A 23,673-nucleotide genomic window follows, 5' to 3' on the forward strand; every position below is an offset into this window, starting at 1 on the left:
GATAGCGATGAGATTTCCTAACTGTTGAATTGCAACCCGCAGATCCCCGACTTCTCAAAGAAGTCGGGGATCTTGTTTTTCATATCTACCAATTACGAATTACGAATTACGAATTACGAATTACGAATTATATTAATAGTTGCGCTACGATATCCCCTATTGCTTTCATGCAATGTACGTGAGGAGTAGTGCAGGTTAAACAGATGATAGAAGAATTCAATACACAGGATGCTGAGAATCTGGTGGCGATCGCTAACCAATTTGCCCAACAAGGGAAGGTTACAGGCGTTAAAGCATTTGGCAGTGGTAATATAAATGACACCTTTTTAGTAACTCTAGATTCCTCAAAAGAACAACGTTTTGTCCTGCAACGCATCAACACGCAAGTTTTTCGTCAGCCAAAACTAATTATGCAGAATATGCGTACCTTCACTGATCATGTTCGCAATCGGTTGCAGGATACACCCCTTAATCGTCGCTGGGAAGTTCCCCGCGTACTATTGACCAAAGATGCTCAAGACCACTGTAGGGGTCTAGATGGCTCCTTTTGGCGGGCAATCAGCTTTATTGAAGGCTCCCAGTCATTTGATACAATGGGCGATCGCTCACACGCCAAAGAAATCGGTTATGCGTTGGGAATGTTCCACAATCTAATCAGCGATTTGCCACCAGAAAAACTTGCTGACACCCTCGCAGGGTTCCATATTACACCGCTTTATCTCCAGCATTATGAGGAAGTTTTGCCAAAAACTAGTGTGCGTAAATCTGCTGAAGTTAATTATTGCTTACAATTTGTTAGCGATCGCCAAGCCTTTGCACATATCCTAGAAAATGCCAAATCGGAAGGCAAGCTACCTCTACGTCTGATGCACGGCGATCCAAAGATCAATAACGTGATGTTTGATATTGTTACCCAGCAAGCCGTCAGCGTCATCGACCTCGACACCGTAAAACCTGGTTTGGTACATTACGATATTGGTGATTGTCTGCGATCGGGTTGCAATCCTGCTGGTGAAGAAACCGAGAATTGGGAAAGTATTTATTTCGATACCGATCTGTGTCAAGAAATCCTACAAGGTTATCTCGCTGTGGCTAAGGCATTTCTGACTGAGAATGATTATGCATATATATATGATGCCATCCGTCTAATTACTTTTGAACTAGGGCTAAGATTTTTTGCTGATTATTTAGCAGGGAATGTCTACTTCAAAGTTAAACACCCAGAACATAATCTTACCAGAGCGATCGTTCAGTTTAAACTTACAGAAAGTATTGAATCTCAAGAGACGCAGATTCGCAAAATTATCCAAGATATGAAATGAACAACCAGACATTTTCCCTGCAACCTTTCCCTTCTAGCGAGTCCTTTGGTAATTTTAAAATTACAGGCAATATCTCCCGAAATTCTAATCAACTTACCATCTGCTACAACCTGGGAGGCGACTTAAAAGAAATTGCAATTCCTCCACCATTAAATTTACCATCACGCAAGTACGAATTATGGGAAGACACTTGCTTTGAGTTCTTCCTTGGTATCAAAGATTCTCAACGATATTGGGAATTTAACCTCTCTCCCGCCGAACATTGGAATGTCTATCGCTTTAATGGGTATCGTCAAGGAATGCAAGAGGAAACAGCTTTTGAAAAGCTACCGTTTAGCGTTCAGAATCAAGCCGATGCTTTGGTACTTGTGTTAGATGTCGATTTGGATAAAATTATTTCGGCAAACCAAGCCATTGAAGTTAGCATTACTACTGTTATTAAATATAAAAACGGTGAGGTGACTTACTGGGCGTTAACTCATCAAGGTGCAGAGGCTGACTTTCATCTGCGAGATAGTTTTATTGTTAAGTTGTGAGTTATATCTTACTGAAATTTGGATTGGAAAAATTACGCAATCTACACAATCATTATGAAGTAAGGCGATTGGTTATACTTCATGGAATGAGCCTGTTCAACTGAGTTTATTTGACAGAAGCTAGAGGAACGTCTTTGAATGGCAGTTTATTGCTTTAAACTTGAATTACCGTCGTAAATTTGTGTGTAGCGATCGCTCATGACACAAAACACATTAAAGGTTGATGCATTTTGGGATAAAGATGCAGAAGTTTGGGTAGCAACTAGTGAAGACATACCGGGATTGGTAACAGAAGCTTCTACGATTCAGTCTCTTACAGAAAAACTCAGAGAAATGATTCCAGAACTCCTTATTCTGAATCAAATTGTGCCATTCGACAATTGAGCGATCGCAATCCTATCTGAGTTGTGAAAATTAAAACTTAGGAACGTGAATTAAATAAAATGCAAAACTTTATCTTGTATCTAGCTTCCCTCTCCTTTATAAGGCTACCGTGTATACACAAGTCTTGAAATAGCTGATTAACCAAGGTTTTACCCCACCCTAACCCTCCCCTTGCAAAGGGGAGGGAACTAGATTTTCTTGTTTCCCCCCTTTACAAGGGGGGATTAAGGGGGGTAAAACCCGGATCTCAAAGTAACTCCGATTTGTGTATACATGGTAGCCTTTATAAGGAGAGGGATTGAGGGTGAGGTAAGCCAGGGACATAAATTGTATGTTATTTAATTCTTATTCCTTAGTGAGACAATTGTGCTTTCAGATGGTCTGCCAATCGGATTGCCAAAGCGATAATAGTGAGCGTAGGATTAGCATAGCCTCCTGTAGGGAAAACAGAGCTACCTGCCATGAATAAATTAGAGATGCCGTGAACTTGACAATTTGCATTTACTACTCCTTGTTTTGGGTCATGATGCATACGTGTTGTTCCCATATTATGATGGGTACTAAGAGAAGCAACAGGACGATCTTGATCCAATTCAATCTGCAACTCACCCAGACCGGCATTAGCAAATTCTTGTGCAAATACTAACTGCGATCGCTTCACACTGCAAATATCTATTTCGCCCCAATGATTAGTTAATTTTGCTTGAGGACAACCAAGCTTATCTAGTTGATTACTGAGTGTTACCCGATTATCTGGATTTGGAGTTTGTTCAGTTTGGCTAAGAACTTCAAACTTGGTATATTTCTGTTCATTACCTTCATGTTCAGACCATCCTCCATGACTCAAATCAGGAAACAAATATTCTTTTTTGACATTATACTTATACCAATCAGCTACTAAATCATCAATATTCGTAATAACATTTTGTAAATGTTGAAAAACATTCTTAGGTAACTGTTTCTGTTTAACTGAAGAGAATAAAATTTTTGCAGAAGCCTTTGCTGGCGATCTAAATCTTTCATCTCTGGGATATAACAACGCAGTCATATTTAGCAATTTATCGCGGCGCATCACTTGTTCTGTCAGGGCAAATTTCCCCATCACTGTGACATTATTCACCCGGCGTAAGTCATACAAAGCCATCGAATTAAATATTTTGCGATTTTGCGGAATAAGCATACCACAACGAATAAAAGGATGATCCATAAAGAACCTACCCACTAAATCATGTTGATTGCCTAATCCATTCTTTTGAATTCGGTTTGATAGCAACAATAAACGTGCATTTTCAATACCACCTGTGGCTAAAATAAATACTTTTGCAGCTACCCAAAATTTATTCCCAGATAAACAAGCAACTTGTACACGTTTTACTGTCTGAGCTACTTCATCGGCCTCAATTTCTACCACGTTGGCGTTAAGGAATGTGGTAATATTAGGAGATTGATTAATTTGATGCCGATATTCATTGGTGAAAATATCGCGCGGGCCAAACTGAAACATACTGGTAGTAACTCGGTCACTTGTGAAATGTGTGCGCGGAGATTGAGCATTTTCCCAAGCCTCAGCTTCATAAGCAAAGGAACCGAGTTTACAGACTGCTTGAGCGCGCTGATAAAATGGATTCAGGTGAGATTTACTAAAAGGCCAGCCACTATATGGTATCCAATCTCTTTTTTCAAAATCTATTTCATCTAACGGCACGTGCCTCAAACCAAGTTGATTTTTATTAATTTCAATATTCCAGACATTAGCCATTCCACCAAATTGACGATGACGCATATCTTGAAGTCGTGGAAAAGGATCTCCAACCGTTTCACCTTCACCAAGAGAAGCAGTCTCTTGATTAAATTCAATGTCACCACTTTCTAGTAAGCAAACTCGAAAATCTTGCCCAATTAGTTCTCGTGCAAGTGTAATTCCTGCTGGGCCAGCACCAACTATACAAACTTCGGTATTGATAATTTCATCTATTGGTACTTTGCGACTATCAATCAACATTAATTTAGTTCCTTTTGTATAAATATTTTTTTACCCCACCCTAACCCTCCCCTTATAAAGGGGAGGGAACTGGATTTTCTAGTTTCCCCCCAATACATCGGGGGGATTAAGGGGGGTGATTAAAATCACAGTCAAACACTTTTCAAACATCCTCTAAGCACTAAAGTGCTTACTACAAACCTCTCAAAACTTTTGCGATAGACTACTAGGCATTGCAGAACGAATTGTATTGATAAAATTTTGGGCGTAATTCTGCGTTGAGAAATCGAGGGCGCGTTGTCTAGCAGCCATTCCCGCACTTTGGGCAAATTCTTGCTCGTCAAGATAACGGAGAATTGCGATCGCTAATTTATCCGCATCGCCGTAAGGTGTTAATAGTCCATTCATGCCATCGGTAATAATCTCTGTCGGACCACCCGCACTGCCGGCAATTACAGGTTTACCCAGCGCCATCGCCTCAATAATCACAATCCCAAAGGGTTCTTTATCTGATGCATGAACGAATACATCCATTGCCTGTACCCACTCCGGGATATTACGCTGTAGCCCAGCCATAATTACTTGGTCTTTTAAGCCTAAAGCGGTGATTTCTGCTTTTAAGAAGTCTTCATAATCTGGTTCCAAATCGTGCTTACCGCCAACCACCACACAATGAGCATCGGGATACTTCTGTAAAATTTTGGGCATCGCTTGCACCAATACGTGCATTCCCTTCCATCGTTGCAATCGTCCGACAATTCCAATCAAGGGCCCGTGTAAAGGTAAGCCCAGTTTCCGCCGTGCTTCTTCTGGAGTTGGTAAGGCATTTGGCTCAAATCGGTCTAATGCGACACCAGGATAAACCAGAGGTGTTGGTCTGTGAGGCCAAATCTCTGCCTGTGCTTGCTTACCATCCTGCGAAAGAGTGATAATTGCCCGTGCTGGGATTAAAGTAGCAATTCGCACCAACCAAGTTTTATCGCTAGGTACTTCTAGTTGATACCATACAGCAGGTAAGCCCGCCAGCATCGCCGCCAAACCTCCAGATATATGTGTGATCCACATCCAATTGACAATTATATCTGCACGTTCGCGGCGTGCGATCGCAGCTATCCGAAAAACAGCGCCAATAAAACGGTGGATTTGGCGTAAACGTCCACTTTCCACAACTCGCGCATCAATACCAAGGGATTTCACTTGTTCTACCATCGGGCCGGATTCTAAAAATATCACCAGCCACTCGACACCAGCATTACGCCCTTGCTGCACCAAATCCCAAAGCATCATTTCACCGCCGCCTCGTTGCTCGGCCAGTGGCATTACAATAATTACTTTCATAATCTATAAGAGTCCTATTTAAGTTGTAAGATTTATCAGATTCTCGACTTCTTAGGAACTTCCAAATAAAAAAATACTCAAAAAACTGGCGAAAAAACTCTCTCCTCCTTATTCCTCTGTGTTCTCTGTGTCTCTGTGGTTCGTTTATTTGGATAATTTATTTCTTGGAAGTCCCTTAGAGAAGTTAGGAATGTTGGAGAGCATCTGAGGATTGCTATAGTATTTATGTCCTGCCATCGCCATCGCTAAAAATCCCCAAAGAATCATCCCGGCGACACTCAACATACCGCTACCAATAACTAGCTGTGAAGCGGAACTGATCCCAATGGCGCGGGCAGCACTGATAAAACTATCAAAACGACCTTCGCCATAGCTACTAACACTAACAATTAACAAAATTAATCCACCCATATAAAAGATGGCTCCAAACCAACCAAGGGTGAAAAACATATCTAAGATGCCACTATCAATTACTACTACTTCAATTTGACCAGTTTTTTCGTTAACTTTCCAAATATTTCCTAAACCGTTACCTAGACCATTAGAAAGGGCTAAACCAAGGTTTTTGTCATAACTTCCCGATCTATCTTTAAAGCTGCCATCTTCTTGAAGATTAGAAAAAGTTTCCAAACGGGTTGCTACCACGCCAGCAATTGGCTCGATAGTTGTCAATGGCACAACACAAATTGCCATAACTACAATTATGGTAATTAAACGCATTTGAATTTTAGCTTTGACTGAACCCATAATCATAATTATTCCAAATAACCAGCCTCCCCAATTAGTACGTGCTTGTGTCAATAGAAAAGATAAGTAACCAACAGCTGAAGCCGGAAAAATTAAGTTACCTGAACTAGTAAATAACAACAGTAACCCAGCTTGCATAACAGAACCAAAGGGTCCGACTGAGTGTAATGTACTCCAGACCCGCATCCCGAAAGGTACAGGATTTCCCGAACTCATGAATAATTTTGATTGTATTAGCCAGTACCTATCCCACTCAGGAGCTACCACAAATTGATATACGCCATAACTTCCTAAAATCAACACACACCAGAGAAATGTTCGCTGAATGTTCTGGCGATAGCTGGGATAATCTCGCCAGTTGATAAATAAATGAAAAGCGAAAATGATTGGACTGAGCCAATCCATCAATCCGCGAGCTACAGGGATAGGTGGGTTGTAAATTAGACCAATGAGAAAGCCATAGAACACCCCAATAAAAGCCAAAACAAACGGCAAACCCCCTTGGCGAGAAGCGCGGGGAAAATGTCGCAAGAATGTTGCTATAGTTACAAATACCACCAAGTAGGGTGCGATGAGCATTTGACGGCTAGGGTCCCAACCCACCCGATAGTCAACTAAGCGAGTAGCTAAGGGTGTGAGAAACCAAATCCACCAGGTAAAGCTGATATACAGAATGGGATGCCGCAAGTATAAAAATACAGCTACTGCTAAAGCTGTCACCGGATAAATTAGGCGCAATCCGGCAGTAACACCAGCAAAATAGCAAACTACAGTTAGTAATATAAAACCTGCGATCGCCATCCAACCCTGTAGCGATCGCTCTTCAGGAGAATAGTTTTCTTGTAAAAAACTATTGAAAAGTATCTGCTTAGAATTCATTCAATTTTAGATGTACATATAAATAAGTTCAACTCGTTCCCAGGCTCTCGCCTGGGAATGAAATCATTCGAGGCTCTGCCTCATTCTGAATTCTGAATTCTGAATTCTTGATATCCCTGCCAACGTCCCCGCCAAGATGCTAATAACTTTTTCCCCGCCAACTGCCCTTGGCTAGGTAAAAATCTCAGCCATTGTACCAAGCCCAAACTATCGCAAGTACCCACAAATACTGCCCAGAATAAAAATACAATCCGGCGGATAAATGGCAAATGCTCTAATAAAACTAAAGTTTCATTATGGACTAAATTAATAAAGGCAATTTCATTAAAGTTATTTCGCTGATCTTCATCAAAACGTTGTGCTGGATAATGATCTACAGCAACGTGAGGATCGTAAATTATCTTCCAACCAGCCCGCTTTAATGCCAGAGTAAACGCCATTTCAAAATGTACCTGCGCTCCAGTACCGCGCATCCGCTCGTCAAAGCGCAATTGTTCGATAGCTTGGGTACGAAAACTCATGTTCACCCCCTTGAGAATATCGACTTCGCGGGGTTCTCCCACTCCCAGGTGATGGTTGCCAATAACTCGCCCAAACCACTGCAACTGTCCAACTACTGGGCGGGATTCGTCTTCTAATTTGCTGCCGTGGCGTATCCAATCACGCCCTCCCAGACCGCCGAGGCGATTATCACTGGTAAAGTAAGCCGCAATCCGCTCTAACCAATCGGGATGGGGTGCGGCATCATCATCAGTAATGGAAACAATATCGCCCTCCACTGCTGCTAGTCCGGCGTTGAGGGCTGCAACTACCCCCGGTTGTGTGACTTTCACGGTATGCAGTGGCAAGTTGTGCGTGTTTAATTGCGCCAGAAATTCCCAAGTTTCTGCATCCGTATCACGGACAACCACGATCGCTTGATCAACTGGTTTAGTTTGCTCCTGTAGCGCCAAAAGGCAGCGTAAGAGGTCTTGTGGACGGCGATAAGTCGGTATCAGAACGGTGTTCCGCATTCTTGCTTAACTCCTCGAATAAATCCACATAAGTTTGTGCCATACTAGTCCAGCTGTGTTGTTCTGCCACAGAACGAGCAGCTTGACTCATTTGCTGCATTAGCATATCTCCACTTACCAAAGACATCATCGCCACAGCCAAAGCATCGACATCATTTGAGTCGGTTAAAACGATGCCACATTCTGGTGTCACCAACTCTGCACCTCCGGTAGCTGTGGCAGTAATTACTGGTAGTCCTGAAGAAAGTGCTTCTAACAATACGAGGCTACAAGCTTCATATCGGGAAGGAAAAATAAATAAATCTACTGACCGCATAATTTCGGGGATATCACGGCGAAATCCCACAAAATGAACGCGATCGCTTAACCCCAAAAATGCTGCTAGTTGAGGGAAGGGACTACCTTCGATATGACCTACCACCGCCAAATGTAAATTGGGAACTTTCACTAAGGCGTGTAGGACTGTATCTAAATTCTTTCTGGGTGTACGGATGTCTCCAGCGAACAGGGCTAGGGTGACATTTTCCGGTAAACCTAATTTTTGGCGATTGCTTTCACCAGGGGTAAACTCTTCTAGGTCTACGCCATTGACAATTACTTTAATCCGAGAACGCGGTACACCAATGTTGACTAATTCTTGGGCTACCTTTTCCGATACAGCCACCACAACCTGCGCTTTTTGGAAAGCTTGTTTTTCCCAACGGGCATTAAAAGCCGTAAACAGCCATTGGTAAAAACCATATAAATCGCGGCGATCGCGGGAAATATGAACAGGCGATCGCAACCATGAACTGTGGACAAAATGTACAGCATTCACATCAGCCGCAGCCAGATTAATTGCTCCATTGACTTTAACTAAATCAATTTCAGAGCGATGTTTACGTAACCAATCTGCACTTTTTTGGGCAAATATGAAATTACGTACAAATTCTGTAGGATAGCCTTTGACTGGAATTTTAATCCAATTAACTTGGCTATTTTCTTCTAATTCTGGTGCGACTTCACTAGCTAATAATGTCAGTTCATGACCACGACGAATTGCTTCATTAGCAACCTCATAGTTTACCCGTCCCTGACCATCACCTTTTTTGATTTTATGAGTAACAATACAAAGTTTCATCCACTATCTTCCTTAAGGATAAAAAGCTTGAATCACCCCTCCCCAACCCTCCGGCTACCGTGTATACACAAGTCGAATTTACCCCCCTTAATCCCCCCTTGGAAAGGGGGGAAACCGGAAAATCTAGTTCCCTCCCCTTTCCAAGGGGAGGGTTAGGGAGGGGTAAAACCCTGGTTAATCAGCTATTTCAGACTTGTGTATACACCGTAGCCTTTATAAGGGGGGATTAAGGGGGGTCTATTCAACTTATGCAAGAGGTTTCTTTAACAAATAAATTCCCAAACTCAGATATATTGATATATTATTTCGATATTCCTATTAACTTACTTGTCAAAATTTGTGGCGTAAAACTAAGACCAAGTGCTGCCAGATTTCGCACATTAAATCTTTGTTTATTCAGCACTTGCCAAAAATGAGAACGTGCTGCTGCTATCTCTTCACTTCGTAGCAAACCAATTCCCAAAGTAGTATTAGCTTCTAACCATTTTTGTTGAAAATGAGTTCTAAATTCTTGTAAAAGAGGGTCTTCCATAAAGACTTGATAACAAAACATTTCGCTTTTAGCTTTGCGAATTTTTGCTTGCACATCTCGACTACCACTGAGCATAGTCTCAGTTTGCTCATGGGCGCGATATCGCGTCAATCTTTCTGGACAATAGTAAGCGCCACAACCAGATATACAGAACAGATAGGTTAAATATAAATCCCACATCCCGCCAACTTCTGACGGAATACTATACCAATCCACCAAATTATTACGAATTACGCAAGATGCAGCAGTAGGTATACTTTTATCTACTAACCCAATTTTATAAAAAGGTTGATGAATTCCTTTTGCTAGTTTATCTCGCTTATAACCGCGTGTATTTTCTTCAGTTCCAACCTCATTAATTTTGCCATTAGCATCTATAATATATTGGTCGCAAAAAGCGAGAATTAAATCAGAATTTGCTTCTAGTGGTGGTACAAGCTTTGCTAAAAAATCTTCATGCCAAATATCATCGTCATGGAGACTAGCAACATATTTACCTCGCGCTAAATTGAAGCCATACTGCTGATTAGCCAACATACCCACATTTTGCGGATGCTGCCAAAATTTGATGCGTGAATCACCAAAAGATGCGACAATTGCTTGGGGATTTTCGGAACTACAATTATCAGAAATAATAATTTCAATATTTTGATAAGTTTGTTTTATAGCACTAGCGATCGCTTGCTTGAGATAGTCTGGTCGATTATAGGTGGGGATAATAACGCTGACTAAAGGTTGTTGAGATTCTTGATGCAATGACATATTTTTCTCCCTTGATATTTTCTAACTAAAAGATGCGTTATCTTATTTCGTTTGAGAGATGCTATATAGCTTTTTAGCTTTAGAAGGAAATTCAGCTATTGTTCTTGCATAAATTGTTCGGAGATTATTTACATGAGCAGCCATTGTAAATTCCTTCATCAATAAAGCATGACCTTGTTCACCCATATATCGGCTTTTTTCACGATCTATATACAACTCATTAATGGCATCAGCTAGCTTTTGAATATTATTACCCGGAACAAGAATACCTGTTTCTCCATCTCGTAAATGTTCTGGAATCCCCCCGACTGCACTACCAATTACAGGTCGATAACGAGAGTATGCTTCCAGAGTTACAAGACCGGCAGGTTCAGGCCAAACACTGGGAAAGATGACTGCAAAACACTGTTGATAAAGTTTATCTAATTTATCCGAATCGCACCAACCATGCCAAGTGATTCGCTTATTCAATCCGAGTGTGCTTGCTAACTTTTCTAACCGTGGCCGTTCCCAACCTTCGCCGGCAATATCAAGTTGAATTTTCGGATTTGTATGTATTAAGGTTTTGAGTAACCATTCCAGACCTTTATCAGAAACAATCCGTCCAGCAAACAAAATTCTATGATTTTGATGGACTTCTAAACTTAGGGGTAAATTTGCTGTTTGTGGTATAGATATCCCACAGTGTAGCGTTACAGTTTGTTCGGGAGGTACACCGGTTTTAATTAACTCTTGTCGGACATATTCGCTATTAGCAAGAAAAGTAATTTTTAGCCTTTTTAAGACATCTAAAAACTGATGAGTGGTTTGAAGTTCTCTAAGAGTTCTTAAAGGTCTGCGGCTACCACATTTATCTACTAGTCTACCCCAGCTACATCCTAAGTAAGAGAAGTTGCGATCGCAGATTGTCCGTTGCCCTGCTAAATATTTTGTGCCGCTAGGACAGTAGAATGAGTGATTATGAACGCTGAAGATAGCAGGACATTCGCCTGTAAGCTGCAATAGCAAATCTGGGCTGTGGATATGCAGCAGTTTGAATTGACTTTGATCGATATTTTTAAGTGATTTTATCACGCGATCGCTAACATCAGGTGGTCGATGTTCAAATAGAGAAGCTAAATAAGTTTCAACACCTCCGCCCCCACCGACATCAAAATTTGAGCATTGATAAATTAGGTCTTTGTCAAAGATTTGTTCAGACATTTCTTCTATTATTAAGTATCCAGGACTAGTTTTAATAGCTTATTTGTAGAGATAATCAGCCTTAAACACTCTACTTCAATACGCTTGGGTTATTTTTTTACTAACCGCAGAGGCGCAGAGGACGCAGAGAAAAGAAAGAGAAGGAAAAAATTGCTTAACTGAACTGTATTGATCCATAGTTAGGGGTTTACGGCTGTAGAGATGTACAGCCGATTAATATGTTGTAAGTATTTGGGTAATTGGATATTGTTTCTAATCTGGCTGCCTTATTTCATACTGCATTTGATGATATTTCCAAAGCTTGCCTTTTAGTTCCAATAGTTCTTGATACTTACCTTGTTCTACTATTCGTCCCTGTTCTAAAACTACAACTTTATCTGCTTTAGAAATAGTAGAAAGACGGTGAGCGATCGCAATTACTGTTTTACCAACAGATAGCTTTTCTAATGAATCTTGAATTAGGCGCTCAGATAGCGAATCTAAGGCACTAGTTGCTTCATCCAAAATCAAAATTTCTGGGTTCCGCAGTAAAGCGCGTGCAATAGCAATTCGCTGCCTTTGTCCTCCAGATAACCTAACACCCCGATCTCCTAATTGAGTATCAAAACCTTCGGGCATTTCTAAAATAAATTCTAGTGCATTCGCTAGTTTAGCAGCTTCTTGAATTTGCTCATTCGTCGCCTCTGGAGTCCCGTAAGAAATATTCTGCCAAACATTAGTATTGAAGATAAAAGTATCTTGACTGACGACAGCTATTTTGCGGCGTAGAGAGTTAATTTCAAACTGCCGGATATCCATTTCATCAATGTAAAGATATCCATCCGTAGCATTATAAAATCGGGGAATTAAATCAGCAAGGGTTGTTTTCCCAGCACCAGAGGCTCCGACTAATGCTGTCATTTTTCCCTTTTCAATTGTCAGGGTAATATTATGCAACACTAGATTTTTATCATCATAACCAAAATCTACAGATACTAAATCTATTGACCTGTTTAATCCCTTAAATTCAACTCTGCCATTTTTAAAGTAATATTTTTCATCACTTGTCAACAGGTTTTTAATATTATCTGCTGAACCATGTAAAGTGCTAAGATACGCTCTCGTGCCATTAATATCTTGAACAAATGGGATAAAGCGAAATAGTACAAAGAAAAAGGTTAGTAAAGAAGCAACTTGTAGCGTTCCATTAGTCACAAGACTAGTGAATGCCAAAATAATCATTCCGATCAATACCGTAGTCGCTACCCCTTCGGCAATTGGCTTTACAAGTGTCCAGGTAAACACAACCTTTGTTGTACTACTTATTACCTTATCGCTAGCTTGATAATAACGCTGACGCTCAAATTCTTGAGTACCACAAGAATGAACAGTGCGAATGCCATTAATAAATTCTATAGCTGTTGATGTAAAATTAGCATTAGCAGCTGTCATCCCAAAACTTGATTCTCTGACTCTAGCATTCAGATTTGACAACCCTACACCTAAAAGTGTAAATAGTAATGCTGAGATTAACGTCAGTTGCCATGAGATCAAAAACATTGATATTAAGTAGACAAAGGTTGTCAGCCCTCTAGTTACTAAAAAAGCTCCGCCACTAAAACCTTGTCTGATCCTTTCAATCTCTGTAGTAATTGTGTTAATTAGTTCACCAGAACGAGTTTTACCAAAGTAACTTAACGATAAGGATTGTAACTGTTCAAAAATTTGCTTACGTAAGCGATCGGCAAGATGTAATTGAGATAATTCAGTATAGACTTGAGAAAAATAATTGAAGGTAGCACGTAACCAAGTACTTAATAAAATCAGCAAAGATACGCGATATAAACGATTAATCGCTGATGTTTTAGCTCCCAAAATCCAAAGATCAAACCATTCTATTCCTGTTTGGACAGGTTGAGCATTGGGGCTAGTTAAACTTTGCAAGAATGAAAGTAAGAAACCAATACTTACACCTTCAAAGGTTGCTGCCAAAATTGAGAATATCAGAGCTAAAATTGCAATTTTGCGAAAGTGTTTAAATTCTCGCAATATCAAATAGTTATCCTGCCAAAAGCTGCTGGCTTTGAGCAGATTACTGAGTGGTTGAGGAAGCTGAAAATTCATGGATTTTATCATAATAGTTTGGCAAGGTAGATAGACCGCTATAGATGCTACATAAACAATTTTTGTTTAAGCTTCAGTACGGTAGATGAAATCATCAATTACCGCACAGATAAATTACAGAGTTTGGCTATCCAGATGTAACAGGTGAAACTGTGCCTCTTTCCCATGAAGCTGAAATTTCTGGTAGTTTATTTAGCTGTACTGCATCTTCTAAAGTCCAACAACGAGATCCGGTTAAACTCATATCACCCCGTAGCACGTTAAATAATTGTGGCAGATTGTCGAGATTGTATTTACTCATCCAACGCCCTAGTGGTGTGATATTGTGCGTGCAAAAGCTCATTGCTTGAAAGAGTTTACCTCGTTCTCCAACACGCCATTCACGACAAAAAAGTGACCCTGGCGAGTAAACTTGCATTAATACAATCAATCCCAACATGATTGGACTTACTAATAGCAGCAATAGGAAAGCAGCAATCCAATCAATTAGTCGCTGCAATTGTTTGAAGGGTTGGTTAGGTACTTTATTGCTAGCGGGTATGTTTAGAAATATTGGTTTTTGAGCTTCTTCACATGCATCAGCCCAAAATTTGAGCAAAGCTTCACCCAATTTTGGATCTATACTTACCAAATTTACTGGAGAATGTTGTAAGCATTCTACTAGCGATCGCTTACTATCTAATGAAGCTAGATATGGTTGTTTAACTCCTCCAAGTGGCTTCACCAACAGCTTACCCCGTCGCCACAGTAGTGTGCAGTACCCACGATTATCTTGCTGTGACTGGGTTACATCATATAAATTCTCTAGAGTTGGAATTATTGAAGTTGTCATAATGTCTTTGGGTTTATACAGGAGTGAATTACTGAGGCGTTATCAAAGGCTATTAATGCCAAAGACCCAAATCCGAATCTTGTTGTAAGTCCAAAAAGTTGGAGAGAATTGAGGGCAAAAATATGCTATAGTATTTGCCACTCAGCCAAGCATATATTTTGCAGAATTCTGCTGGTGTAGAGATGTAAAAACTGGACAGATACTAATTAGATAGGTAGCAATCACCGCTACTATTAACATTCATGGGCAAATCTTGATTTTCCGGAAACTACTGACAGTAGAGAAGTGTAGAGGGAAATTACCCATGAATCTATATTTACGTTTAATTACGCTGAGGTGTTCATTCTGTCGATAGAGTTAACAAACCCAGTCTGCTCTTGTCTTCTAACCTTTTTGGAACTACTTTAATCTCTAGAATATAAGACTATATAGAAATAGCGATCGCTCAAATAAATTCTTTATCTGCTCTTTAAACAGTCCGTAATTTCTCTGAAAAACTGTGAATATAGCATAAAAATACTGAATTTATCCCGATCGCAATAAAATTCAATTTTGGTTATTACCTCGTTCCCAGTCTCCGACTGGGAATGCCCCTCATTGAGGCTCCGCCTCCCTGACTCGCGGCAGAGCCGCTTTTGATTTGCATTTCCAGCCAGAGGCTAGAAACGAGAAAGATCCCCGACTTCTCTAGAAAGTCGGGGATCTTTCATCTAGTGGTACTAGTACAGCGCAGCTTATAATAAGCCAAACATTTTAAATGCCTAAAACCCTAACAGAACAGTAGACCTCTTGCATAAGTCGAATAGACCCCCTTAATCCCCCCTTATAAAGGGGGGAAACTTGAAATCTTGCGCCCTCCCCTTCACAAGGGGAGGGTTGGGGAGGGGTGATTCAAGGATTTTTGCAAGAGGTCTAGTAATTACGAATTACGAATTACGAATTACTTTTCCACAGCTTGACGTAGAGCCAATTGCTGTTGTTTGATATTGGGTACGTAATTACTACTAGAGTTTGATACCCCATTAGCTACAACCCCAATCAGATTTAACTTACTCAGCATAGCTGTCGCTTGATTAAGCTGACTTCGCGTCACAATCCCAATGCTTGCCACCATAACCACGCTACGACAAGATGATGCGGTAAGCATGGCATCAACCAAGCCGAGAACTGGGGGAGCATCTATCAGTACCAAATCGTAATTTTCCTCAAATGCTGCCATTAATTGCATCATCCGAGGGGAACTCAACAGATTAGCTGGGTCGGCAGGTTTGGGGCCAGCAGTCAAAATATCGATGTAGGCAGAACCTGAGTATTGCAGACTAATTTGATTGGGTAGAGTTGTATCACTCGCCAATAAAGTTGAAAGCCCCTGCTCATTAGGAAGATTTAGTTGGTGGTGCAAACTGGGATCGCGTAAGTTGGCATCAATCAGCAGTACCCTTTTATGTAAACGAGCAGCACTCATTGCCAAACCCAACGCCAAAGCTGATTTACCCTCATCGGCTAAAGCCGAAGTAATCATCAAAGATTTTAAATTAGTAACAGTATTTAAAAGTTCAATGTTTTTGTAAATCAGATCCAGCGATTCCCAACGCGGTGGAGATTGCAATACCTGAATTGTCCAGGGAGCGAGAACTTCTGGCTTGCCAAAAGGCAACTTTATCATTGATTCTCTGGGTTTGGCTGGCGGTAATTTCGGGGTTGTTCCTAACAACGGCATGGCCATTTGCTTCTCTAATTCAGCAGTGGTGTGAACTGCATCATCAGCCGATTCCCGAATAAAGGCAGCAATTCCTCCTAACATTAACCCAACTACAGCACCTAACAGCAAGTTCTGTTGGAGATTGGGGCCTAATTGTGCGCCTTTTTGCGGATCTTCTACCACTTCCCAATTAAATCCACCCTTGGAAAGTTCTTGCCGTAATTGTTGTTCTGCTCTTAAAAGCTGCTCTAATCTTTCACGACTAAATTGCAGCTGTGGTAGCATCCGATTGTAATAAGCCAACAGAGGCGGGAAGCGTTTGATTTCAAAACGCAACTCGTTTTCTTTTTGAGCCAAACTTTGATCGCGAGCAGTTAAAGCAACTATGGTTGTCTGCGTTTCTACTAACTGACCAGCAAGGCTGAGATCGATTTGGCCAAGCTGTCCTTTTTCGAGAAGAGAGTCTCCAGAAGTGAATGCACCAGCAGACTTTCCGCCTAAAGTTCTTCCTACTTCTTGTTGCAATAATTCCTTCTGGCCTTGAAGCTGTTCTCTAAGCTTTTGTACACTCGGAGTTTGATCTGTAAAGCGTAAGCGTTCTTGTGCTAGTGCCAATTCGCTTTTTTGGATTTCGTTTAATAAGCCTTGATAGCGAGTAGACTGACTCAAACGAGAAGCAACTAGAGCATTTTGAGGAGAACGGTTAAGTTGTTCTTCTAAAGATTTTTGGCGTGCTAAAGCTTCCCCATATTGAGCGCGAGTTGTCTGTCTTTCTTGGGAAAGATTGTTCAAAGCTGTTTCAATGGCTTTCGCCTGTGACTCTGGATCGATTAAGTTCTGATTTCTGCGAAATCTTTGTAAATTTGTCTCAGCCGCGTTTACTTCTTCACTGGCTTTACTTAACTGTTCCCTAATGATTTGCAGACCTTTTTGTAAACGCGAACTCTGTTGTTGTTTGTTATATTCCAGATAAACTTGTCGAATTGCATCCAAAACTTTTTGGGTCTTTTCAGGATCTCCAGCAGTATATTCAACTTGAAAGATTTTCGTAGCGACATTATCTTCTTTGCTCCTGATTTGAGTTAAGACCAAAGAAGCTTTAATTTCAGCTGAAGTTATATCTGGATAATTAGACTGAAGTTTATCAACTGCTTTTTGGATGAGTCCCGAACTTTGCATCAAGTTAAGTTGGGTAGCAGTATCTATGACCACATTAGAGTCAGTAAATTGGTTGTCTACCCCAGCACCACCTTCCGTTTTACCTTGATAGTTAGGTTCTACTAGCAGTTGCATAGAACTTTTATAAGTAGGCTTTGTCTTTACAGTTACTATGCTGGCAATAGCAATAGAACAAATTAATACTGCTAAGAACCAAGGAAATCTCCGCACAAATACGGCAAACATTTGTCCGTAACTTGGTTCACTTTCCGAAGCTGGACTTATTTGAGGATTTAGACTAGTTTGAACCACTTTTATATCCTTGTCTTCAAGACTTACGCTAAGAGAGATTCCGAAGAATACCTATTTCTTTTAACAATCCGTCAAGGACGAGAAAATAAATAGGTAATTTTATAGTGGAAAGAGATTCAGAAATCAAATGAATAATTGATGCACACCACAAGCTTGGTTAATAATTTGCTCAACCTTACCAAAAAAGGCATTTTCTGAAAAATTTGCTACTGCATGATTACGGATGCGATCGTAATCCCAAGAAATGCCATTGGCTTCGAGTAATGCAAGTTGTAATGATTCGGGTGTTTGTCTTTTGAAAAAGACTCCTGTTTCACCTGGAATTTGAGTATCTAATACTCCACCTGCTCCATAAGCGATGACTGGTGTGCCACTTGCATTAGCCTCTACTGGCACTAATCCGTAGTCTTCTAAGGCTGCGACAATAATAGACTTGGCTTTGGAAAACAAGTCTTTGCGGGTTCTATCACTTACGTGTCCCAAGAACACAATATTTTGTAATGCTTTGGATTTTAACCTTGCTAGTTCTGGCCCATCACCAGATATTAATAGCCGCCACCCTAACCAATTAAAAGCTTCGACTATTATATCAAGTCGCTTATAACTGATCATCCGGGCGGAGGCCAGATAATACTCATCTTTTGTATCTGAAAAAACAAATTTACTAGTATCAATTGGATAGTTTACCATCATTGCCTTTTTGCCATAAATATTTTCAATACGGCGGGCAACAACACTAGAATTAGCTATGTAAAGGTCAGGCTCCTGGGCATATTTCAGGTCTACCTTTCTCATTATTTGAAATACTTGCTCAATTATAGGAGCAAAATATCTATAGTCTCCGTATTCTCTTAAATAAGTTGCTGTATCCCATAAGAAACGGGTAACATTATGGCAAAAACAAATGTGGCGGGCTTTGGGGTTTTTTCGTACTGCCTTAGCGAAGCTGGTGCTACTACTAATAATTAAATCGTAGTCTTGCAGATCCAAGGCACGAAAGGCAGGAAAATATAGAGGAGCCATTGACCGGAAATATTTTGCTGCCCCTGGAATCTTTTGTAAGAAAGTTGTATTAACGATGCGATCGCCTAGATCGATAGTTTTTTGGGGATCGTACAAAGATGTGAAAATATCTGCTTCGGGATAGCGCTTACAAAGCAGTTCAAACACACGCTCTGCCCCACCTCGCTGGGTTAAATAGTCATGGACTAGAGCAATTTTCATGAAATTTGACCTAAAGTTTCGATCGGGTTTGTTTAAAGGCTCCCCAGCAAGTTAATATCAACAACTTTAGTGTCCCGCAGTATAACTTCTTATCCTCTTCACTAAATTATTTATTGCGACAAACATATAGGGGCGTACAGCTGTACACCCCTACAGCTAATTCATTTGTGGCAAATGTTTCTTGAACCGATATTATCCAACTGCTACTAAGATTTTTTGTGGAGCGAAATAAGTGTTTTGCTCAGCTCGTAGTTGGTCGCAAAGTCTGCCTTCAGGTAATTCTACATCCTCATAAGTGAGGACTTGATCTTTAGAAATATCTCGTTTGAGGCGACACCCTTCAGCTAGACCGATTGGTAGAAGATTTTGCTGTTGGACGATATCGGAATTTTCACATTGTCCGTAGGTCATGTAGTAGCCGATGCCATCTAAGGTTTCTCCTGCTTTCAGGTCAATTTTGGCAGTGGTGACAACATCTACTAGCGGGCCTGCTAGTGGAGACATAACGGCATCACCGAACAGTACAGCACGCGCTACAGACAAGGGAACTTCAAAATGACAGAGGTGATAAGGAGTATAGAAGCTGTAAAGTGGGCCTTCGCCTAATTTGTATAAGTTGAGATAGTGCTGTTGCTTGGGGTCGTCGTGAGTGGCAAATACATATACGCCTGGGCCTGGTTTTGCTCCAACTACATAATCGACAATGCCGCCCAGTTCTTTGAGTTGTTCAACATCATATAACTGAGTCATTTCATCGACATGACCGTTGAAGTCATATCCCAACATTCCCCGTTTGGCGACTTTCATGCCTGTGGCATTGGCAACGATCGCTTGCTCGAAGGAAATTTTGCTTCCGTCAGCAAAGCTAGCCACCATATGGGGCTTTTGACCCCAACGTTTAGCAAATCCTTCCTGGGTGGTGGGATTGCGATAGGGGTCTTGGAGTCCTTTAATGTTACCGCACAATAAGGGAGTTAAACCAATGCTTTTTACAAAGCGATAAAGGTTCATTTGTACCCCTGGCTGATCGCCATCACAGGCGCTGAGTATGACACCTGCTTTGTCGGCATAGACTTTTAGGATGGGGCCAATAGTGCCGTCGAGTTCGGCATTCATCATGATCACATGCTTGCAATGAGCGATCGCTTCCATGACGATCACAGCGCCAAATTCCACTGCACCTGTGACTTCGATTAAGGCATCAATGCCCTCAGCCCGACACAGTAACTTAGCGTCTTCTGTGACTGCATATTTACCGGTTGCGATCGCATCTTCTAGTTCGCTGACAGTTGCAACAACTTGAATATCTTCAATTCCTGCTTCCGAATAAGCTTGTTTGGCTGCACCAATCTTGCGATTGGAGATAGCAACTAACTCCATTCCTGGCACTGAATTGACGATTTGGTTGGCAATTCCTCGACCCATAAAACCAGCACCGATCATTCCCACCTTGATAGGATTTCCTGCTGCTGCACGGGCTTGTAAGGCGCGATCGATAATAATCATGAACTAAACTCCTTTTTAGAACTGTTTGTTGTGTTACAAATTCTCGATAATTTTGCACTTAATAATTTATTACAACTAAATAATAAGTACATTTTCAGAGGTAATCAAGATTAGTGATAGTTACTAACCAGTTGTTTGCTAGATATCTGTTTTTTCTGGTTGTGAGAGTTGAAATCTATCTGGAAGCTGTACCGCCTACAGTCATCATTCTCAACAAAGGCCAATTTAAATCTTTCTCGGAGATTTCAGTCACATCTAAAGGCCAATCAATGTTAAAAAATGGGTCGTCATAGCGTAAACCTCTTTCATATCCTGGGGTGTAAAATTCACCCACTTGATATACAACTTCCGTCTCATCTGTGAGGGCTTGATAGCCATGAGCAAACATTTCTGGAACATACAAAGCGCGGCGATTTTCTGGGGTTAGCTCTACACCAATATGTGATAAAAAGGTGGGAGATTCGGGACGCATATCAATAATTACGTCGTAAATAGCGCCTTTAGTACAACGAATTAATTTCGTTTCTGCTGCTGGCAGAACTTGATAATGCATTCCCCGGATAGTGCCTTTTTTGTAATTAAAAGACAGGTTGCATTGAGCAACTGTTGGCTTTAATCCGTGTGCTTCAAATTCTTGAGCGCAGAAAGACCGAGCGAAAAAACCACGGTGGTCGGGCTTTTCTTCTAAGTCAATAATGAATGCGTCTTTCAGTGCGGTTTCGGTGAAAATCATGATGATTCCTTTGAGGTGAATGTTGAGTAAAGAAAATATTTACTAACTGCTTAGTATTTGCGCCAGAAAATAAACTAACCACAGAGGCGCAGAGGGCGCGGAGATATTAAAGTTTGAGAGATATTTTGTATCAGTCCTAAACCTATAAATTTCATCGGGTGCAACCCTTTTCTTCTCTGACTCTGTGTTCTCTGCGCCTCTGCGGTTAATTAAGTCGAAGCTTTAATTGCATCTGAAGGAGAACGTAACTCTGCTCTGGGATAAGTATCATCCCAATATTGGGTGCAGAGGTCTGGTCTTTCAGGAGGATTGGCGGTGTAACAAAAGAATAGTGTTGACCGTTCTTCTGTGCGGACTGTGCCGTGATGCAAAGCATTTTTCGTATCTACAAGAATGACAGTACCGGCTGGACCTGGGCAAGATTTCCAAGCTGATTTGGGGATGACTGGTTTTACTTCTTCATCATCAATGCCCATATAGCCTGACTTCCAAAGTTTGTAGAAAAGCTGAATATAATTCCAACTAAACAAGGGAGTTAAAGAGCGGGGAATGTATTCAAAAGGCCCAGTTTTTTCTTCTACATCACTCAAGTAAATAAAGATTTTGATAATCCGACGGTCTTCGGCATCGCTATGCCATAAAAGCGTCCCAAACTGATGTTTGCTAGGGAAATCTTTACGTAAATGTACACCATGAAAAGCAATAGGAAGACCAATATAATTTTCGATGATGTTGAGAAGTCTTTTCTCCATTCCCCAGGCATAAAATTCTGGTAAACCTGTAACTGTGTAAATTTGTGGTAATTTTTCGTCTAGATGGTGATTGTTGGGATTTTCCATTTGAGACAATTGATGGTAAGCAGCTTTGAGCAGTTCTGAGTTAGAAGTTAACCCTAAATCTGCTAGGGTTGTGACACAAACGCCATCTTTTTTGAGAGCATTAAGGATTTTGCGTAGGCGTAGCCCGTCGCAGACATCGCGCCCTTCCAATGCTGGCAGATTTCTGCTATGCTTCCAACGTGCTACGTAATATTCCAAGTCGGAAGATAGTGTAGATATTTTGCGTTTAATTACACTAAACATGGTGTCAATTCCTTCTAGTTTCGATGTAGATTTATCAGCAATTTAGTAGCTTATGGTTTATAACTCTGCACTTCTTGAGTAGATATTTCACTGGATTCTGCTAACCTGAACTCTTTAGAAACCATCACGTCAAAAGCACACAAACCCACTAAAGCCAAAAATGGAACTACTGTTTTAATGGCGGACATAGGCCATCTTCTTAAAGCACCCAAGAAAACTTTCAAGTTGACTTCTTTACCGTTTTGTAAAAGCATCCGCCGACAAAACTGCTTAGAATATCCACTTTGCTCCAATTTCAAAATCACTTCGGGGATGTGTTTGTATTGCATTAACAGCGCAGATTTTGGTTCTTTCTGCCAATAACTCACACCAACAATACATTCCAAATAAGTTTCTTTCGTGACAATTACACGACCATTAGCAGCACAATACCCGGCTAAATATGCTAAGGATATCCAGTTATTCTCAGCATCTTGCCAATTTTGGAGAGCGCGTTTCACTAAATCAGTCCGGTAGATTGTAGCAGTCAGAAAAATTACTGCACCGACACTTTTTGAGAAACAATGCTCAAATATAGCTTTACCATCACCATCACCATCTTCACTATCTATATCAAACCAGCGATTACCAACAATTTTTGGTGGATGAACTGGTTCACCAGTAATTTGATTCCGACCAGAAAAGTTGAGAAACAATAATGATAAATCCTCATAGCGCTTAAGTTTACTAATCACATAAGCAATGGCTCTATCCTGAATTGGATCGTCATCACCAATTGTCCAAACATATTTTGTTGTTGTAGAATTTAGGCAATACATAATATTTTTGACAACGCCTAAATTAGTAGGATTTCTATTTGATTTAAATGTGATGTTGCTAAGTACCATTTGCCATTTTCTGATCGTATCCTGAGTATTGTCGGTTGAACAATTATCAGAAACTAAAATTTCACAATCATCTTCAAAACCTTTGATAGCTTGAGCAAGCCATCCTAACTGTTTATCAAGTAATTCAGCACGATTATAAGTGGGTATAGCAATGGTCAGTAATTTCTGCATGGTAAGAAATAGGAGTTATTAACAATTCAAAATTCAAAATTCAAAATTCAAAATTAAAGACATTTTCAGACGGGGATTTAAACCCCGACTGAAAATGATGCTACCTGTAGAGGTAGGGGTCTTAAACCCTTTGATTTACGATAAAA

General features: G+C 40.6%; 18 protein-coding genes. 3 read left to right on the forward strand and 15 right to left on the reverse strand.

Annotation, left to right across the window (positions count from 1 at the left end; all coding sequences use genetic code 11):
- Positions 1-203 precede the first annotated feature (203 nt).
- From HWQ37_RS21095 to HWQ37_RS21105, 3 genes are all read left to right on the forward strand, one after another.
- Entirely contained in the window at positions 204-1,322 is a 1,119-nt protein-coding gene (locus HWQ37_RS21095; protein ID WP_292750511.1) for a phosphotransferase enzyme family protein, read from the forward strand.
- A complete protein-coding gene (locus tag HWQ37_RS21100; protein WP_292750513.1) occupies positions 1,319-1,858 on the forward strand; it encodes a DOMON-like domain-containing protein in 540 nt (179 codons plus the stop codon). Before HWQ37_RS21095 ends, HWQ37_RS21100 begins: the two co-directional genes overlap by 4 nt.
- 198 nt (positions 1,859-2,056) lie before the next feature.
- Positions 2,057-2,242, forward strand: coding sequence for a DUF1902 domain-containing protein (locus HWQ37_RS21105; RefSeq protein WP_292750515.1), 186 nt, complete (start codon positions 2,057-2,059; stop codon positions 2,240-2,242).
- Between the two features lie 352 nt (positions 2,243-2,594).
- Here HWQ37_RS21105 and HWQ37_RS21110 read toward each other — a convergent pair whose 3' ends face one another.
- The 15 genes from HWQ37_RS21110 to HWQ37_RS21180 all read right to left on the reverse strand — a co-directional run bounded on the left by HWQ37_RS21110 (position 2,595) and on the right by HWQ37_RS21180 (position 23,527).
- Positions 2,595-4,244, reverse strand: coding sequence for a GMC oxidoreductase (locus HWQ37_RS21110; protein WP_292750516.1), 1,650 nt, complete (start codon positions 4,242-4,244; stop codon positions 2,595-2,597).
- A 183-nt stretch (positions 4,245-4,427) separates the two neighbouring features.
- Positions 4,428-5,561, reverse strand: coding sequence for a glycosyltransferase family 4 protein (locus tag HWQ37_RS21115; protein WP_292750517.1), 1,134 nt, complete (start codon positions 5,559-5,561; stop codon positions 4,428-4,430).
- 144 nt (positions 5,562-5,705) lie between these two features.
- Positions 5,706-7,187: an O-antigen ligase domain-containing protein gene (locus HWQ37_RS21120; RefSeq protein ID WP_292750518.1), complete on the reverse strand. Its 1,482-nt coding sequence runs from the start codon at positions 7,185-7,187 to the stop codon at positions 5,706-5,708.
- Positions 7,188-7,267: 80 nt separating this feature from the next.
- On the reverse strand, positions 7,268-8,200 hold the full coding sequence (locus tag HWQ37_RS21125) for a glycosyltransferase family 2 protein (RefSeq protein ID WP_292750520.1): 933 nt from the start codon (positions 8,198-8,200) through the stop codon (positions 7,268-7,270).
- Positions 8,118-9,320 carry a glycosyltransferase family 4 protein gene (locus HWQ37_RS21130; RefSeq protein WP_292750522.1) on the reverse strand — a complete coding sequence of 401 codons (1,203 nt, stop codon included), beginning with the start codon at positions 9,318-9,320 and terminating at the stop codon, positions 8,118-8,120. The genes HWQ37_RS21125 and HWQ37_RS21130 overlap by 83 nt, the downstream gene beginning before the upstream one ends.
- Positions 9,321-9,621: 301 nt before the next feature.
- Positions 9,622-10,614, reverse strand: coding sequence for a glycosyltransferase family 2 protein (locus HWQ37_RS21135; protein ID WP_292750524.1), 993 nt, complete (start codon positions 10,612-10,614; stop codon positions 9,622-9,624).
- A 42-nt stretch (positions 10,615-10,656) separates the two neighbouring features.
- Complete coding sequence (locus tag HWQ37_RS21140; RefSeq protein WP_292750526.1) at positions 10,657-11,817, reverse strand: glycosyltransferase family 4 protein; 1,161 nt, start codon at positions 11,815-11,817, stop codon at positions 10,657-10,659.
- A 252-nt stretch (positions 11,818-12,069) separates the two neighbouring features.
- A complete protein-coding gene (hepA, locus tag HWQ37_RS21145) occupies positions 12,070-13,920 on the reverse strand; it encodes a heterocyst formation ABC transporter subunit HepA (RefSeq protein WP_292750528.1) in 1,851 nt (616 codons plus the stop codon).
- 127 nt (positions 13,921-14,047) lie between these two features.
- Positions 14,048-14,752, reverse strand: a complete 705-nt coding sequence (gene hepC / locus HWQ37_RS21150) for a heterocyst development glycosyltransferase HepC (RefSeq protein WP_363318166.1) — start codon at positions 14,750-14,752, stop codon at positions 14,048-14,050.
- 940 nt (positions 14,753-15,692) lie between these two features.
- A complete protein-coding gene (locus HWQ37_RS21155) occupies positions 15,693-17,924 on the reverse strand; it encodes a GumC family protein (protein ID WP_292750530.1) in 2,232 nt (743 codons plus the stop codon).
- A gap of 123 nt (positions 17,925-18,047) precedes the next feature.
- Positions 18,048-19,148, reverse strand: coding sequence for a glycosyltransferase (locus HWQ37_RS21160; RefSeq protein WP_292750532.1), 1,101 nt, complete (start codon positions 19,146-19,148; stop codon positions 18,048-18,050).
- A 192-nt stretch (positions 19,149-19,340) separates the two neighbouring features.
- Positions 19,341-20,654 carry an NAD(P)H-dependent oxidoreductase gene (locus HWQ37_RS21165; RefSeq protein WP_292750534.1) on the reverse strand — a complete coding sequence of 438 codons (1,314 nt, stop codon included), beginning with the start codon at positions 20,652-20,654 and terminating at the stop codon, positions 19,341-19,343.
- A gap of 175 nt (positions 20,655-20,829) precedes the next feature.
- Positions 20,830-21,387, reverse strand: coding sequence for a dTDP-4-dehydrorhamnose 3,5-epimerase (rfbC, locus tag HWQ37_RS21170; protein WP_196519716.1), 558 nt, complete (start codon positions 21,385-21,387; stop codon positions 20,830-20,832).
- Positions 21,388-21,596: 209 nt separating this feature from the next.
- Positions 21,597-22,469, reverse strand: a complete 873-nt coding sequence (locus HWQ37_RS21175; protein WP_292750538.1) for a phytanoyl-CoA dioxygenase family protein — start codon at positions 22,467-22,469, stop codon at positions 21,597-21,599.
- 50 nt (positions 22,470-22,519) lie between these two features.
- Complete coding sequence (locus tag HWQ37_RS21180; protein WP_292750540.1) at positions 22,520-23,527, reverse strand: glycosyltransferase family 2 protein; 1,008 nt, start codon at positions 23,525-23,527, stop codon at positions 22,520-22,522.
- Positions 23,528-23,673 lie beyond the last annotated feature (146 nt).

Source organism: Nostoc sp. NMS4 (genome assembly GCF_017115095.1).
In the GTDB taxonomy this organism is placed as follows: domain Bacteria; phylum Cyanobacteriota; class Cyanobacteriia; order Cyanobacteriales; family Nostocaceae; genus Nostoc.